Genomic DNA, 14,442 nt, shown 5'->3' with positions numbered 1-14,442 from the left:
AGTCTTTGCGTCCATTCCTTAGTCCTCCTTTTTCTTTTTTCTGCCCTTAAAGCCAACAATGCCGAGAACGCCTGCACCGATAAGGGATACTGCCGCAAGGCTTACCCACAAGGCAGGATTGAAGTCATCGCCTGTTTTCGGTGTGTCACGAAGTTCGTTGTGCATCTGGACAATCGTGGTTGCTCCGACCTTTACCGTTGCCTGCTTGTCGGCAGGGAGAATATAGCCTGCGGAAGCATTGTCGCTGACCTCGGAAACGGTGTACTCGCCAATACGCAAGCCCTCAATGAAGATTTCGCCGTTTTTGTCGGTCTTAAAGGTCTGGTCATAGTCCGTGCCTGTTACCCTGAAAGAGAAGCCCTCCAGTTTTCCATTAGAGGAAGTCTTAACGATTTTCAGAGAGCCTTTCTGTGCAGTGTTGATAAAGCCAACGCCTGCTTTGTTCTCTACGGCATAGGTCTTGCCGTTTTCCTCAATGGATACGCCATACACGCCCTCGTCAAGTACAAAGCCCTCTGGGGCTGTCTTTTCACGGACAAGGTATTTTCCATATCTGAGGTCGCCCATCTGGTAAACGCCTTTTTCCACTTCGCCCATTGTTCCGAGCAGCTCATCGTCTTTGTCGAGCTTTCCGTCGCCGTTCTTATCGGCATAGACTTCAAAGACCGCACCTGTCAGCTTGTTTTCAGGGTAATCCTCGTCCACCTTAGTCAGCTCAATTTTGCCTGTGATATAGAAGTTGACAAGCTCGATTTCCACAACCTCGTCCACCTTGCCGATAGTAACAGGGATTTCTTCCTCGGAGAGTACAAAACCTTTCGGGCTTTCGATTTCACGGATTGCCCAAGTTCCATACGGTACTTTTGCAAAAGAAAAACTACCGTCATCAGCCGATGTGGTAGTCTTAATCGCATTTTCCTTTGTAAACTCGGTTGTACCCACCTTAAAGATGCCGATAACAGCACCGCCAAGAGCTTTTCCGTCCTCATCAGACTTCTTACCGCTTACAGAGCCGTAAATCAGCTTGTTTTCAATGGCGTTGCCCTCGTTTGCCGTGATGTGGACAGTAGCGGTTTCCTGACCTGCATACTTAAAGTTTACAGGATATTTGGTATCGCTCGTAAGATAAGCCGCATTGGTCTTGATTTCCTGCACATAGTAGCTGCCAATCGGCAGGTCGCTGATTGCTTTACCGTGACCATTCTCATTAAGGAAGATGACCTCAATCAGACCGTCAGCAGGGATAGTCTTTCCGTCTACGGCAGTCAGTTCCTCGGCTGCATACAAGCCAAAGGTTACATCGGCAAACTCGCCGTTTTCGCCCACGCCGTAATCCTTGTCAATTTCAAGGGCTTTCACAAGGTCGATTTCCACACGCTGACGCTCGTTCACAAAACCTGTGGCAGTTTCCGTTACGGCGATTTCCTGACCTGCATACACAAGCTCAACGGCGTGGATTTCCTCATTCAGTACGAAACCGAACGGAGCAGTAACCTCTTTGACCTCGTACTTTCCAAGATACAGCTCCTTGGATTTTGCCGTACCGTCTTTGCCTGTGGTAATAGTATCCACAACCTCGCCCTTAGAAGCTCTGAGCGTTCCGTCCAGAGTATAAATATCCTCGGCGGCGGTAATCTCATAGACCGCACCCTCCAGATTGCCGACAGAGAAGATAGGCTGATACAAGCCTTTGTCGCCTGCAACGGTGCTGAACACCTCGCCAGATTTAGTTACGGTAACTGTGCCTTTCTGTGCCATATTGGAGCGTACCACTTCGATAACGGTAATGCCGCTTTCTTCTTCTGAATTTTCCTGCACCACATCAAAATAGACAGGCTCGGAGTTCAGCACATAACCATAAGGGGCTTGCACCTCAACCAGAGAATAACCCTTGCCGTATTCCAAAGTCTGCGGTGTGATAAGGTCGCCGTCTGCGGTGGTGTAGAAAGTATCAATCGTTGTCACTTCGGGGTAAGTGAAAGTCATAGATACAAGGCTGCCGCTTGGGTCATAAATCTGGAAGCCTGCACCTGCATACGGGATTGTCTTGCCTGTTTCCGCATCTTTCTTGACAATCTTGATATAACTCTCAAAGTTTGCGTTGTTGATAAGATAGCGGTAGGTCTGACCGTCCTGATTGATAAATACATCAAAAGGCTTCATCAGCTCACGACCCTCCCAACCAGAGGTCTGCTTCACGGTATAAATGCCGTATGGCATATCCTTACTCTGGGCAAAGCCGTTTTCATCGCAGGTGAGCGTATCACGCTCGGTTTCCTTTGCTGCTTCATAGCTGCCTGCGGCTTTCAGATAAACCTCAAAAACAGCCCCTTCTTCAGGTGTTTCAATCTGTGTTTCGCCGTTGTCGGTGTGCTTGATAATGGAGATGTTACCCTTAATGACCTGTTCATTCACGGCGTTTTCCGTGCTGTTCAGTTCTACTGTATAAAGCTCTGGCTCTGCACCGACCTTATGAATGGTGGTGTCGAGCAGATAGCCCTCGGACGGGCTGATTTCTCGGATAGTCCAGTCATTGTCACAAATATAATACTTGGTCGTAAACTGACCGTTTGCATCGGTGGTATAAGTGTCAATGAGTTCTTCGCCCTTGTAAATGCCATACACCGCACCTGCAAGGGAAGCGTCGCCCTGCGGCTTGCCTGTTTCTGCATCGGTCTTTGTGACCGTCACATTGAATTTTTTGAGAATGTTGTGGAAACTGCGGTTTGTGACCTTGTTCCATTCAATCGGTGCGGTCTGGGAAGCAGGAACGACATAGCGGATTGCGGTATCTACTTCCTCTAAGGTGTAAGGGGTGTTGCCGCTGATAAGGACATTTTCAAACTTTGCAACGCCCTTTGCATTGGTTACGGCATATTCATCAACGGAATAACCGCTAAGGGAAGTTCCGTAAAGGTGGAATTTCACGCTCTCCACCAGATTATCCTCGGAAGTTTTAACCACTTCAAGGCTTCCACGCTTTAAGACATTACTGAAAGTGACGGTTGTGGTCTTGCCGCCGATAAGGGTAACGGTCTGGGTCTGCTGCGGCTCATATTTATCAATCGCCTGTTCCGTAATGGTATAGATGTCAGGCACTAAACCTGCTACGGTAATATTACCGTTCTTGTCGGTCTTAACTGTCTGGTTGAAGTCCTTGCCCTTAATGGTAAACTGGATGCCCTCTACAATGCCGTCCTCGGAAGTCTTTTTCAGGGCAATCGTGCCTGTCGGGGTTTCCACATTGATATAGGCGGCTACGGTATCGGCATTTTCAACGCCTGTTACCAAGTCCTGCAAGTTCGGGTCACCGTAGGCAATCAGCTTTGCACTGCTGCTGACTATCGGCATATTGTTTCTTGTTGCGGTAATGCGTACCGTACCGTCAAAGGCTTTGGCAGAGCTGATAGTCAGCTTGTTGCCAGATTTCGACACGCTTACCTTACTGTCAGAGCTTGAAAAGGCATAATCGGAAAGAACGCCGTTGCTGTCCGTAAAGGTCAGCGTATATTTGCCGTCCTTATAGGCAAGCTCCTTTGTGATGCCGTTTTTACTGCCCGACATAAAGCTCGGAATGGTATGATGCTCGCTCATCAGCGAAACAATCTGGTCGTATGCCGCCTTTGCTCCGCTGTTGGCATAGTTAGAGCCAAAGTGCAGGCTGTAAACCTTGTCGCTTGTCTTGCTAAATGAGCCTGTGGCTTCACGGCAGCCCGTGACAAACTCCCATACAAGGGTCTGTGTCGCAACCCACTTCTCATCATCGCTTCCTGTAAGGTTACTGCGGTTGCCCTGATACCCGTAGAGCAGGGCAAGCCCGACTGCCTTTTTCTGATTGGCAGAAAGGGCGTTCCAAGTGTCCGAAGATGCCTTTTTCAATGTGTTACCCGTATTCAGCGGTACACCCGGCTGAATACAAAAGGCGTTTTCTCCGTCCACAAACATACGGTACTTATAGTTTCCCGTGCCGCCTGCGGTATGACCGTCAAAGGTGGCACTCGAATTGTACCTCATAGCATTGCCGCTGCTGTCGTAGGTGTGGCTAAAGGAAATCGTACCAATGTCACCCGCTGCAAACGCCGTCGTTGCAGGCAAAATCGACAATGCCGTGACCGCAGCCATAAGAGTAGCCGCAGCCTTTTTGAATAATCCACGAATTTTCATCGCTTACCTCCTGATAATGTTAATATTGAAAATTTCCCTTACTAACCGAAAAAGCTGCCCTGTATCGGACAGCTCATAGTTTTTCTTTTCTCGGATAGTTTTGGTAGTAATTAAGGGGGTGAGGTGTGGAGAGGGGGAAACCGAAAAAATGGCTATCCTCCACATAGACAGACCCCTCCCTCGGTGTGTGGCTTACCTTTCGTGAGCCTTGCTTCGTTGCAGGTGGCGGTTGTAAAACTCCAACGCCTTAACAACAAAATCTGTTTCCTGCCCTCTGGGGACATTCTTTGGAATGAGCTTGGTTATCCTTTCATCACGGAAGGCGGGCTTTTCCTTTTGGTTTGGCTTTTCTTCTTCCATAATGCTCTGGATAACCTCGTCCGTCAGCTTTCCGTCTTGCATAAACTTTTTCATTTTGATAGCCTGTGCAAGTGACGGGGTAGCATCGTTATACTGCATCGCTTCAAGCAGGGTGTACTGCTGTTCCTCGGACAGATAGGAGATTTCCACCGCAGGGCGAAAAGCAATCTGTCTGTCGTCCACCATTTGCAGGATTTCAGGAACAAGCTCGGTCAGACGGATAAAGCGATGAATTTGCCGACTACTATCAGAAACATCTTTGCTCATTTTATCAACGCTAAATAACTTCTCGCCCACTGGTCGAGAAGTTAAATCTGTTCGTTGCCCCTGCCTGTTCATAGCTTCAAGCCGCATTTTATAGGCAAAGGCTTTCTCACTCGGCAATATCGTTGACCTCTGCAAGTTACTTTCCACCATTACAATAATGGCTTCATCAAGGGTCAGCTCCTTAACCTCACATTTGAGCGTATCAAGCCCTGCAAGCTCACACGCTTTTTTACGCCTGTGACCGCTGATAAGCTCATACCGTCCGTCCTCTTTGAGCCGCACGGTAGCAGGGGTCATAACACCGTTTCGCCTGATACTATCGACAAGCTGTTCCATATCCTCATCCATCAAAACCTTAAATGGGTGGTCTGGAAATTCGTCAATCTCTGCAATCGGTATATCCCTGATTTTACTTAACTTTGCTTCTTCACGGCTCTCGTCTGTTTGGAAAAGGTCATCGTATGCAGTCAGCTCGATTTTGCTTTCTCTGCTTCTCGCCAATATCTGCCACCTCCTTTCCAAACTGTTCATAAGCTGCAGCTACCTTGCCGCTTTTGTCATAGGCAAAAATGCTCTTGCCCTCTGCGGTAGCTTCCACCGCACGGATAGAATGAGGGATTTCCGTATCAAACACCTTAATCCTCTGCCCATAGGCACTCTTAACGGTTGCGGTAATCTCCTTAGAAATGTTGGTGCGTGGCATTACCATTGTCATAAGGATACCGTCTATCCGCAGCTTGGGGTTGATTTGCCGCTTGACCATTGACACCGAGCGAAGCAAAAGCTCTAAACCTTTGGCAGAAAGATAATGGGGCTGTGTCGGGATAATCACGCTGTCAGCCGCCGCCAGAGCATTGATAGTTATCATTCCGAGAGAGGGCATACAGTCGATAAGCACATAATCGTAATTCTTCCTGACCTCATTCACATAGGTTTTCAGAACACGCTCACGGCTCATCGCGTTGATAAGCCTGACTTCAAAGCCTGACAGCTCAATGTTGGACGGGAGCAGGTCAATGCCCTCGCCGTGGTGCAGGATACCTCCAGAAGCATCAAAAGATTTATCGTCTATGATGCTTTGCATTACGGTAGAGAGGGTTATTGGAATATCATCAGGTCTGTTGTAACCCAGAGCCATTGTGAGATTAGCCTGTGCATCGGCATCAATGAGCAGGACTTTCTTGCCCTGTTTTGCCAGACCCACACCCAGATTGACCGCCGTTGTTGTTTTTCCGACACCGCCTTTCTGATTAGTCAGAGCAATCACTTTGCAATTTGACATAGGTGCGTCCTCCTTTCGCATTTATTTAGCCGCTTTGTCAAGGCGGCTATGTAACCATATCAGAGAACGCAAAAGAGCCGCTTACTCTTAAAATTAAAATCAATAAGAATAAGCGGCTCGGTGTAATGTGCCTTAGACATATTCAATTTTCATTCTCTTAACAGGGGCGTTGGCGACTTTGAATATCAGCTCGTCAACGCAGTCTGTATATCTGCCTTGCTGTATGAGTTTATTTTTCAGCTCCACAAGGCTATGTATAACTATCTGCCTTTCGTGGCTATCCAAATATGCGTGATAGATTTTATCTCTCATAATTGCCACCGTCCTTTCTTGGCTTCATTATATCCAGAAGTGAGAGAAAGAACAAATCTGCAAATCAGGATAAAAAAATAGGCGTACCACTATTTCTAATGATACGCCCGCACGATTAGATAACTTCAAAATGTTTCAAGGCATCTTTTATCGCTTCTACCTTTTCTGGTGTTGGGTGTTTCCTCGGTTGTTTCAATTCCTCTACCGCATTAGGAGCATCATACATTGGCAAACCTAAATCTCGTTTTACTTCTGCGATATATGCGGTATGTACCTTGAAGCCGTGTTTTGCTTCTATATACTCCTTAATCATCTTGTAGGTTACTCGCTCTTTTGGCTTATAACTTTCTGCTCTCTTTTCAATATTATCAAGAGGAATTTTGCCCTCACCCTCGCCAAACTCTACTTTTACATTGATTACGCTGTCAGGTTTTTTGTGGGAAAGAAGTACAACCGTCTCAACGTGCAACGACACTTCAATTTTAATGTCTGCATTTTCGTTTAATTACCCATACAGCCATACTGAATAAGCAATTTGAATTTTCTCGCAAATAGCATATATCTCTACCATCTTAAACTGACTCAATACAATAGGCTAAATGTCCTTACTATTTATCGACTACAGCAACAAGGTCATAACCATTTTCTTATTCAAATTGTTTGTAAGAATACATCTAATCGACTTTCCAGACTTACAATATTTTGTAGTTTTCTATAGTCCCTACTGGACAGGCCATATGCTTGTCAAATAACACTATATTCTTTCCCTTCAAACATACGGTACTATCGTAAACAATACCAGAATATCCCAATGAAATATAATATTGAGCAATTGTTTGAAACGGGGCATAAGTAATTGCTTTATTATCACAACTATCGAGTGGCTTGAAAATTTGTGTCGATAGTAATTTTACATAAGTGTATACAGCCCACTGAGTAAAGACTTTTTCCAATTCCTTTTGATCGATGTTTATTTTAGGAGGAAAACCTGTTGCTTTTATAATTTTTTTACGTTTTTTAGTTTGCGTTTGTACATATTTTTCTAAAGTTGCATTTAATTCTACATAAGAAATATCGTCTGCAATGGTTAGATCTACTAATTTGCACATATCATATTTGGTGTCTCGTTGAAAATGACAAAATCCAAACATGTTTCCTCTTTTGGCTCGACATTCAGCCTGTGCACATTCGTGAATGTCATTATCATTGCCAACCGCCAAATAAAGCCATTCCACATGAGGAGGGCTAAAACGATTATCTTCTTTGATATACTCTTCTTTAGGAAGAAAACGATCATAATTAGGAATCTCATCATTTTTCAATATAGCACCTCTTCCCATTAGCTTATCTTTCAAATCCTTAAAAACAATCGTACTTTGGTCAATACCAGAATGTTTATAAAATAGATCATCATATACCATTAAAAATTTCTGCTTTTTAGCTTTTTCAATTTCATCATAAGAAAATACACCAGCTGCTAAACATTCCCTAAATTCATCCCATGTTTTTCTGATGGCTTGTTCACAATTTTTTATACCACTAAAATCAATAATGCTTCCCATATTTTAATCCTTCTTAGTCTACCAAATATATAGCTACTAATCCACTGTAAGTTTTAGCAAATACACGAGTACCTTTCATAAGTTTAGGATGTGACAATTAATAGTGGATTTGCTTGTGCTTTTTATGGTTTTCAACCTAATATTTGCATTCAATATATGTTCTGTCAAGCCTGTCTATAAATCTTTTCAAATTTCCACCATCTCAAACTGACAAGTATGTTTTTTACTCTTCTTATCATAGTTCACGCCAACAAACAACACATTTCCATGATAGTCCTTCAAACAGCGAATATAATTTCGGTCTTTGATTTGTTCCAGTGCAATGCCGGTACTTTGATTCCATTTCAGTTCCACGATCATTGCCGGGTTATGATTCTCAGTTCTCGGTATAAATACCAGATCTGCAAAACCCTCTCCGCCCTGCAATTCCCGATAAATCGCATAACTGTCTTGTGCGGAATAATATGCCAGACTCAGCACACAAGCCAGCGAATTTTCATCGTTGTATTGAATCACAGAACAGTTGTCGCTGTGAACTTCCTGAAGCATTTCCGCCACTTTTTCCGCATTCTGTGCCAGCGTCAATTGCAGCAGCTTGTCAGAGCGATGAATAGCATTGTTGACCGTCTGGAACTCTTGCCCCTGGATGGAATTGAGAAATTCCTGCCGCACTTCTTTGTTGGGAATCCAGGCAGTTTTTGTATCGAAGTCGTAAGTCAGATAGCCCAGATGTACCAGCAAAGTCAGAATATCGTCTGCAGTTTCAAAAGTACACATATCGTTCTGAAATGTTTTCGTATTGATGGAAATATGTTCTCCGGCAATCATCCGAATGATCTTATCCCGCAAGCCGTTCTCATTGCGAACGATATACATTTTCAAAGCCTCATAGGTTTCTGTCTGTGTCCAGTAACTGTCAAAGATGCCGTTCATCATCGCTGATGTTACAGATCTTGGATTATAAATGGATACACCATTGACATTATAGCCATCGTACCAATCTTTCGTTTGTTCAAAAGACATATGATAACGTTCACAAAGCTGACGAACTTCCCTCTCTGTAAAACCAGTGAATTCTGCGAGTGCATATTGATTGGTCATAGAGTATTCATCAAACATATTCAGTGCAGAATGTTGACCGTATTTCTTGATTGGAAGAATCCCAGTCATATAGGCAAGTGCCACATAGGGTTGTCCTTTCAGAAGATCCCGCAGAAAATCCAGATATTCCTTTTGAGCAGTCGCATTATCCCGATGCACCCGGAAAATGGAATCCCATTCGTCAATGATGAAGATAAACTTTTCTTCACATTGACCGTACAGATCTTCCAACGCAATAATCAAACTGGTTTCTTCTGGCTCTATCCCGGAGAATGTCTGTTTCATCTCTTTTAGCACACGTTTCTGCAAGAAGTCCAGCATTTCATGGACATTTTTGGTTCTGCCAAGGAATTTCTGCATATCGATGTGAATCACATTATACCGATTCAGGTGCTTTTCAAAATCCGGTGTCTGTGCGATCTGAAACTTGGAAAACAATTCTCTCGAATCGCAGCCCTTGCTGTAATAAGCCGTCAGCATATTCTCTGCCATCGACTTCCCGAATCTTCTGGGACGGCTGACGCAGATCTCCTTGTTTTCTCCAAACAAACATTTATTGGTGAAAGAAATCAACATGGTCTTATCCACATAAATTTCAGAATAAGTAACTGTAGAGTAAAACAAATCATTTCCTGGGTTCAGATAGATTCCCATGATGCAGCACCTCCGTTTTTTCTTAGTATACCATAAATTTAAAGAGAAATCAAGACAGCAACGCCGTTATAAAATCTAAAAATCCTCCCCTGCTTTTATATTTTGCAAAGGAGGATTTTTGAAGTGGTTCACTTTTCAATGGAAACCACGACACCTGATTGAAATGTAAAATTCAGTCGATCGGAAGAAACCGTTACTTTTGCAAGTAGATGCCGAACCAGTGTTTCATCAAATTCGGTAATGTGATGCGGCTGAGCAGCCAAAAATTCCTGCAGTTCCCGCATACGGTCTTTCTGCTCCTGTTGAGAAACATTTTCCCTTAAAGCCTGTTCCTTTTGCTCTCGCAGCCGAAAGATCTCCTGTGCTATCTCCTCATAATCCTCATGCCGTTCTGCACATTCGATCAACTTTTTCTGAAGAACATCTAATTTCCTCTGTATTTCCTCGGGCAGATTGGATTGTTCCATTTCAATCACTTCAGCCATATTTTTCTGTAAGACAGAAAGATATGTTTCACTGCTGCCTGTCAATTGATTCAAAGCCTCTACAAAAGCTTGCTTCAAAGATTCCTCATAGACTGTTCGTGCATGACACGCTCCTTTTTTCTCCAATCTGGTCATACATCGCCACACCACAGATTTGCAGCCTCGGTTATTCCAATGGATTCTGCGGAATTGTTCCCCGCATTCAGCACAGTAAAGCAAACCAGTAAAACAGTGGTTTGCACTAAATCCACGCCGTCTGCCCATACAGTCCACCTGTGAACCACGACTTGCAATTTCCTCCTGCACCTGTAAGAACAATGCTCTGGGAATAATTGCCTCATGATCGTCCTCCACATAATACTGCGGCATTTCACCGTTATTTTTAATGCGTTTTTTCTTGAGAAAATCCACAGTATATGTTTTTTGCAGAAGGGCATCTCCCATATACTTTTCATTTTCCAGAATTAACCGAATCGAACTGTCATGCCATCGGGTATTCCCTCTTGCTGTTCGGATACCGTCCCGTTCCAGTCCCCTTGCAATCTGCTGACAGCTTGCTCCCTCCAGATATTCCCGATAGATTCGTTTTACCGTTTCGGCTTGTTCCGGATTGATGACAAGATCTCCGTTTTCGTCCTTATCATAGCCAAGAAAACAGCTGGCATTGACCATCACCTTTCCCTGTTGAAACCGATACTGCATTCCCAGTTTGACATTCTGACTCAGAGATTCTGATTCCTGTTGTGCCAGTGATGCCATAATGGTAATCAGCACCTCCCCTTTCGCATCCATTGTGTTGATGGACTCTTTTTCAAAATAGATTGGAATGTTTTGTGCTTTCAGCTGTCGGATGTAATTCAGGCAATCTACTGTGTTTCTGGCGAATCGGCTGATGGATTTGGTAATGAGCATATCAATCTTTCCATCCATGCAGTCCTGAATCATCTGATGAAACTGTTCCCGATGTTTTGTAGAGGTTGCACTGATGCCGTCATCGGCATAGATCCCAGCAAAGACCCATTCCGGATTTCTATGAATGACTTCCTCATAATGTGCAATTTGTGCCTGATAGCTGGTTGCCTGTTCCTCTGTATCCGTGGAAACACGGCAATAGGCTGCCACACGAATCTTTTGAGTTTCCTGTGACGTGACTGCATGATTTCTTTGCTTTCGGGGTGGAATTGTAGTGACCTTTGGCATTGTTGCATTACTCCTTGTTTTGTATCAAATGATAAAGATATTCTGCCTGCTGAAATGGCGTGTTTCCAATCAGTTCCGGCATTTGCTGCGGCAGTTCCAGCGAAAAGCTTGTCTGCGGAAATACTGGCTTTCTCCTCGTTTTTCCAAGTCGCTGCATTACATCTGCACGATGCTGCCACTCTGCATTTGCCCGAGCATATGTTTCTTTGTCCAGAATTGCAGGATAAAAAGCATCTCCAAGGTAGCATTTTCGCTGCAGCATTCGACGAACAGTGCTATGTACCATGGGATGACCTGCTGCTCTTGCTGCCGACTGTAAACTCATACCGGCAATATAATTTTGAAAAATAAGACGAATCTGTGCTGCCTCTTCTGGCACGATCACAGCAGCACCGTTTTCAATTCGGTAGCCGTAAGGAATCTGTCCCATCAAATTTCCTCCTTTAACAGCAGACCGCATTTGAGCCGAAATCCAATATGATTCCGATCATACAAAATTATTTGTTCTGCAAATGCAGAAAACCATGTCTCCTGAAATTCTGTCAACATTGCAGAATGCTGCTCTGTAAATCGCAGCAGCTGTTTTAATTCTGCAATTATCTCAGTTTCTCCATGTGTTTCCTGTTCCAACTGTGCAATTTCCATACGGCAGGACTCCGCTTGTTTCTGCAAAGCATTCATTTCCTGCCGGAATAAAACAGGATCTACGACCTTTTGTGCATACAAGCGATGCAGTGTGTTTTTCTTTTCAGCATGAGATTCCAGCTGCTTTTGCAGTTCCTGCATTCGCCGGACATTTTCATCATTGCTGTTCGCTTTCAGTTGTTCTAACAATGGTTTCAAAATGTGCTTTCTGCTGAAAATCAGTTTGTTCAACATCGTAACAAAAGCGGCTTTCAATATATCCTCCCGCACATATTTCATAGGACATTTTTGAGCACTTTCAATATGAGCAGCACACGTCCATGCAATTTCATTGCCGCTGTGGATCCTGCGTTTGCAAGTGCTGCCGCATTTGCCGCAAATCACCTTTCCGGAAAAAGCATATCGCTTTTGATATTTTCCTGTACCACACACAATGCCTTTTTCGGCAGCTCGCTGTCGAATGACTGCATTTGCTTTTGAAAAAGTTTCCCGACTAACAATTGGTATGTGGTGATCTGAAAGAAGATAACATTCCACTTCTCCATGATTTTTGTGCCGATGAAAATGTGCATCGGTATACGTTTTCTGCAGCAAAACATCTCCCACATATTTTTCATTGCCGGCAATTCCACGAATCGCAGCATCGCACCAATGACGTCCATTCTTGAAAGGAATCTCCTGCTGTTCCAACAGATCTGCAATCTGACAAGAACTTTTTCCGGATAACAAGGCAGAAAAAATGTATTTCACAATTTCTGCCTCCTCAGGTTCGAGCACCAGCTCTCCCCTGTCATTTCTGCAATATCCGTAAGGGAAAGACGATGACACATAGGTACCGTTTTGAAACCGGTGCTGTACCGACCACTTCTCATTTCTGGATATGGATAAAGATTCTTCCTCTGCCATGCTGCTGAGTATCGTCAGAAACAATTCGCTTTCCATACTGCCGGTGTCTATGTTTTCTTTTTCAAAGAAAACGGAAACCCCAATTCCTGATAGTTCCCGAACAAGAGCGAGGCACTCCGCCGTATTTCTGGAAAACCGACTGATGGATTTCACCAGAATGCGGTCTACCCTGCCCATGCGGCAAGCCTGTAAAAGGTCTTGCAGTCCAGGACGAATTTCTGCTTTTGTTCCAGTAATGCCAGCATCATAAAAGATACCCGCAGATTCCCACTCTGTATGCAGTTTGATCCACGCCGCATAATGTTCTTTTTGTGTTCCCAGACTTTCTATCTGGTCATCATGCTCTGTGGAAACACGGCAATAAGCCGCTACACGACATTTTCGATAAACAGCTGCTGAGCGATTTGCCTCAATTTTGGTAATAGTTTTCATGCTTCTGCACCTCCTTTTGACGTGTCCATATTACCTCTTTTTCGGCGGAATTGCAAGCGCTTTCGGCAATAAGTCCACGTAAATCGGAGAGAAAGAATGCCGATTTTTGAGCGTTAATTTGTCATATTCCTCAAAGGAAATCAAACCGGAATGATATAACGCATCAGTCAGCTTTTGAGCACGGTGGTAATTCAGTTCATCTATCAATTTTTGTTGTTCCATAAAAGAATCCTCACTGATTGAAATTATCCCAAGAAACATAACCAGTCACAAATCGTCCCACCGGTGCTTTTCCGCAAAACTCCGGCTTTGTGGTGATCCGATAGCGGCCGTTCTTGCAGGCAATGCCGTCATAAAGATAGTAAGTGCCGCTGATTCTTCTGGTTACAGATGTAGTTTCTGCACTGGCGAACAGAGGTGTGTTGGCACGAATGGCAACCTTCTGCCCTTTGGTGAACTGGCTGCCATTGGTGTAGACCACATTTCCGTTGGCATCAAATACAGAATATCCGACCTTGCACACTTTTTTTGCATTTTCTAAGGAAGAATATGCCCCCAGCTGCGACTTCGCATCTGCCCAAGACTTCCTCACCCGGTAAAGCTGCTTTGCAGAAGGTGCAGAAATAGTGGAAGTTCCAGCATTCAAATAAGACTGTACCTTTTTCTTGAACTCCGCCCAATGCGGCAAGATGTATGCCGGACACATCTTGTACCGATTGTACATGGTGTTCAGCTGGTCAATCGTTCCGTTTCGTCCGTCACGAACATTGAGCCAGTGGGTATGCGTGTAGAGATGGTTAATGTCCAGTCCATACTGTTTTAATAACGCTGCTGCCAATTTTGCTGCATTATCTTCCGACTTCTTATCCGTAGAATTGTACGCAGAGGACATAATGCACTCAATGGCAATGGTTCTGCGATTTCCATTACCACTGCCGTCAGCAGCGTGCCAGCCGCTCAGGCTGTGAGGCAGATTCTGCCATGCACACACGTTATCCACATAATAGTGAACTCGTACGTCCTTCATGTTGTTATTGACGGTTGCCCTTGTGTACTGTTCCGCAGGGGTCGT

At 44.3% G+C, this 14,442-nt stretch carries 12 protein-coding genes; all 12 read right to left on the bottom strand.

The annotated features are described in order from the left end of the window. Nucleotides 1–18 precede the first annotated feature (18 nt). Nucleotides 19–4,164 (bottom strand): SpaA isopeptide-forming pilin-related protein, encoded by a 4,146-nt coding sequence (locus tag DXB92_RS10365; RefSeq protein ID WP_117733811.1) that lies wholly within the window; start codon nt 4,162–4,164, stop codon nt 19–21. Between the two features lie 192 nt (nt 4,165–4,356). Beyond that, entirely contained in the window at nt 4,357–5,292 is a 936-nt protein-coding gene (locus DXB92_RS10360) for a ParB/RepB/Spo0J family partition protein (RefSeq protein WP_117688248.1), read from the bottom strand. Beyond that, nucleotides 5,246–6,073, bottom strand: coding sequence for an AAA family ATPase (locus DXB92_RS10355; RefSeq protein WP_117688247.1), 828 nt, complete (start codon nt 6,071–6,073; stop codon nt 5,246–5,248). The genes DXB92_RS10360 and DXB92_RS10355 overlap by 47 nt, the downstream gene beginning before the upstream one ends. 132 nt (nt 6,074–6,205) lie before the next feature. After that, nucleotides 6,206–6,385, bottom strand: a complete 180-nt coding sequence (locus DXB92_RS10350) for a hypothetical protein (protein ID WP_015522518.1) — start codon at nt 6,383–6,385, stop codon at nt 6,206–6,208. A 115-nt stretch (nt 6,386–6,500) separates the two neighbouring features. Then, nucleotides 6,501–6,854 carry a hypothetical protein gene (locus DXB92_RS10345; protein ID WP_341473041.1) on the bottom strand — a complete coding sequence of 118 codons (354 nt, stop codon included), beginning with the start codon at nt 6,852–6,854 and terminating at the stop codon, nt 6,501–6,503. Nucleotides 6,855–7,077: 223 nt separating this feature from the next. After that, nucleotides 7,078–7,947, bottom strand: coding sequence for an RES family NAD+ phosphorylase (locus tag DXB92_RS10340; protein ID WP_117733809.1), 870 nt, complete (start codon nt 7,945–7,947; stop codon nt 7,078–7,080). A gap of 186 nt (nt 7,948–8,133) precedes the next feature. Then, complete coding sequence (locus DXB92_RS10335) at nt 8,134–9,702, bottom strand: AAA family ATPase (protein ID WP_117733808.1); 1,569 nt, start codon at nt 9,700–9,702, stop codon at nt 8,134–8,136. 128 nt (nt 9,703–9,830) lie between these two features. Next, the gene (locus DXB92_RS10330) at nt 9,831–11,387 is read right to left on the bottom strand and encodes a recombinase family protein (protein WP_117733807.1); all 1,557 of its coding nucleotides are present in this window, start codon (nt 11,385–11,387) and stop codon (nt 9,831–9,833) included. A gap of 7 nt (nt 11,388–11,394) precedes the next feature. Further along, the gene (locus tag DXB92_RS10325) at nt 11,395–11,817 is read right to left on the bottom strand and encodes a recombinase family protein (protein ID WP_181977030.1); all 423 of its coding nucleotides are present in this window, start codon (nt 11,815–11,817) and stop codon (nt 11,395–11,397) included. Further along, on the bottom strand, nt 11,817–13,370 hold the full coding sequence (locus DXB92_RS10320) for a recombinase family protein (RefSeq protein ID WP_117733805.1): 1,554 nt from the start codon (nt 13,368–13,370) through the stop codon (nt 11,817–11,819). The genes DXB92_RS10325 and DXB92_RS10320 overlap by 1 nt, the downstream gene beginning before the upstream one ends. A 30-nt stretch (nt 13,371–13,400) precedes the next feature. Continuing rightward, the gene (locus DXB92_RS10315; protein ID WP_117733804.1) at nt 13,401–13,592 is read right to left on the bottom strand and encodes an SHOCT domain-containing protein; all 192 of its coding nucleotides are present in this window, start codon (nt 13,590–13,592) and stop codon (nt 13,401–13,403) included. Nucleotides 13,593–13,602: 10 nt separating this feature from the next. Beyond that, nucleotides 13,603–14,442: N-acetylmuramoyl-L-alanine amidase (locus tag DXB92_RS10310; RefSeq protein WP_117733803.1), on the bottom strand; the 840-nt coding region annotated here is incomplete at its 5' end.

It is taken from the genome of Ruminococcus sp. OM06-36AC, from assembly GCF_003438725.1.
In the GTDB taxonomy this organism is placed as follows: Bacteria; Bacillota; Clostridia; order Oscillospirales; family Ruminococcaceae; genus Ruminococcus_C; species Ruminococcus_C callidus.
The sequence above is the reverse complement of the archived record's forward strand: the minus strand, read 5'-3'. Positions and strand labels throughout refer to the sequence as shown.

Bases quoted from the DNA above. Each gene is read 5' to 3' on its own strand.
- DXB92_RS10365 (WP_117733811.1), bottom strand. From the start codon at position 4,164: ATGAAAATTCGTGGATTATTCAAAAAGGCTGCGGCTACTCTTATGGCT.
- DXB92_RS10355 (WP_117688247.1), bottom strand. From the start codon at position 6,073: ATGTCAAATTGCAAAGTGATTGCTCTGACTAATCAGAAAGGCGGTGTC.
- DXB92_RS10350 (WP_015522518.1), bottom strand. From the start codon at position 6,385: ATGAGAGATAAAATCTATCACGCATATTTGGATAGCCACGAAAGGCAG.
- DXB92_RS10340 (WP_117733809.1), bottom strand. From the start codon at position 7,947: ATGGGAAGCATTATTGATTTTAGTGGTATAAAAAATTGTGAACAAGCC.
- DXB92_RS10335 (WP_117733808.1), bottom strand. From the start codon at position 9,702: ATGGGAATCTATCTGAACCCAGGAAATGATTTGTTTTACTCTACAGTT.
- DXB92_RS10330 (WP_117733807.1), bottom strand. From the start codon at position 11,387: ATGCCAAAGGTCACTACAATTCCACCCCGAAAGCAAAGAAATCATGCA.
- DXB92_RS10325 (WP_181977030.1), bottom strand. From the start codon at position 11,817: ATGGGACAGATTCCTTACGGCTACCGAATTGAAAACGGTGCTGCTGTG.
- DXB92_RS10320 (WP_117733805.1), bottom strand. From the start codon at position 13,370: ATGAAAACTATTACCAAAATTGAGGCAAATCGCTCAGCAGCTGTTTAT.
- DXB92_RS10315 (WP_117733804.1), bottom strand. From the start codon at position 13,592: ATGGAACAACAAAAATTGATAGATGAACTGAATTACCACCGTGCTCAA.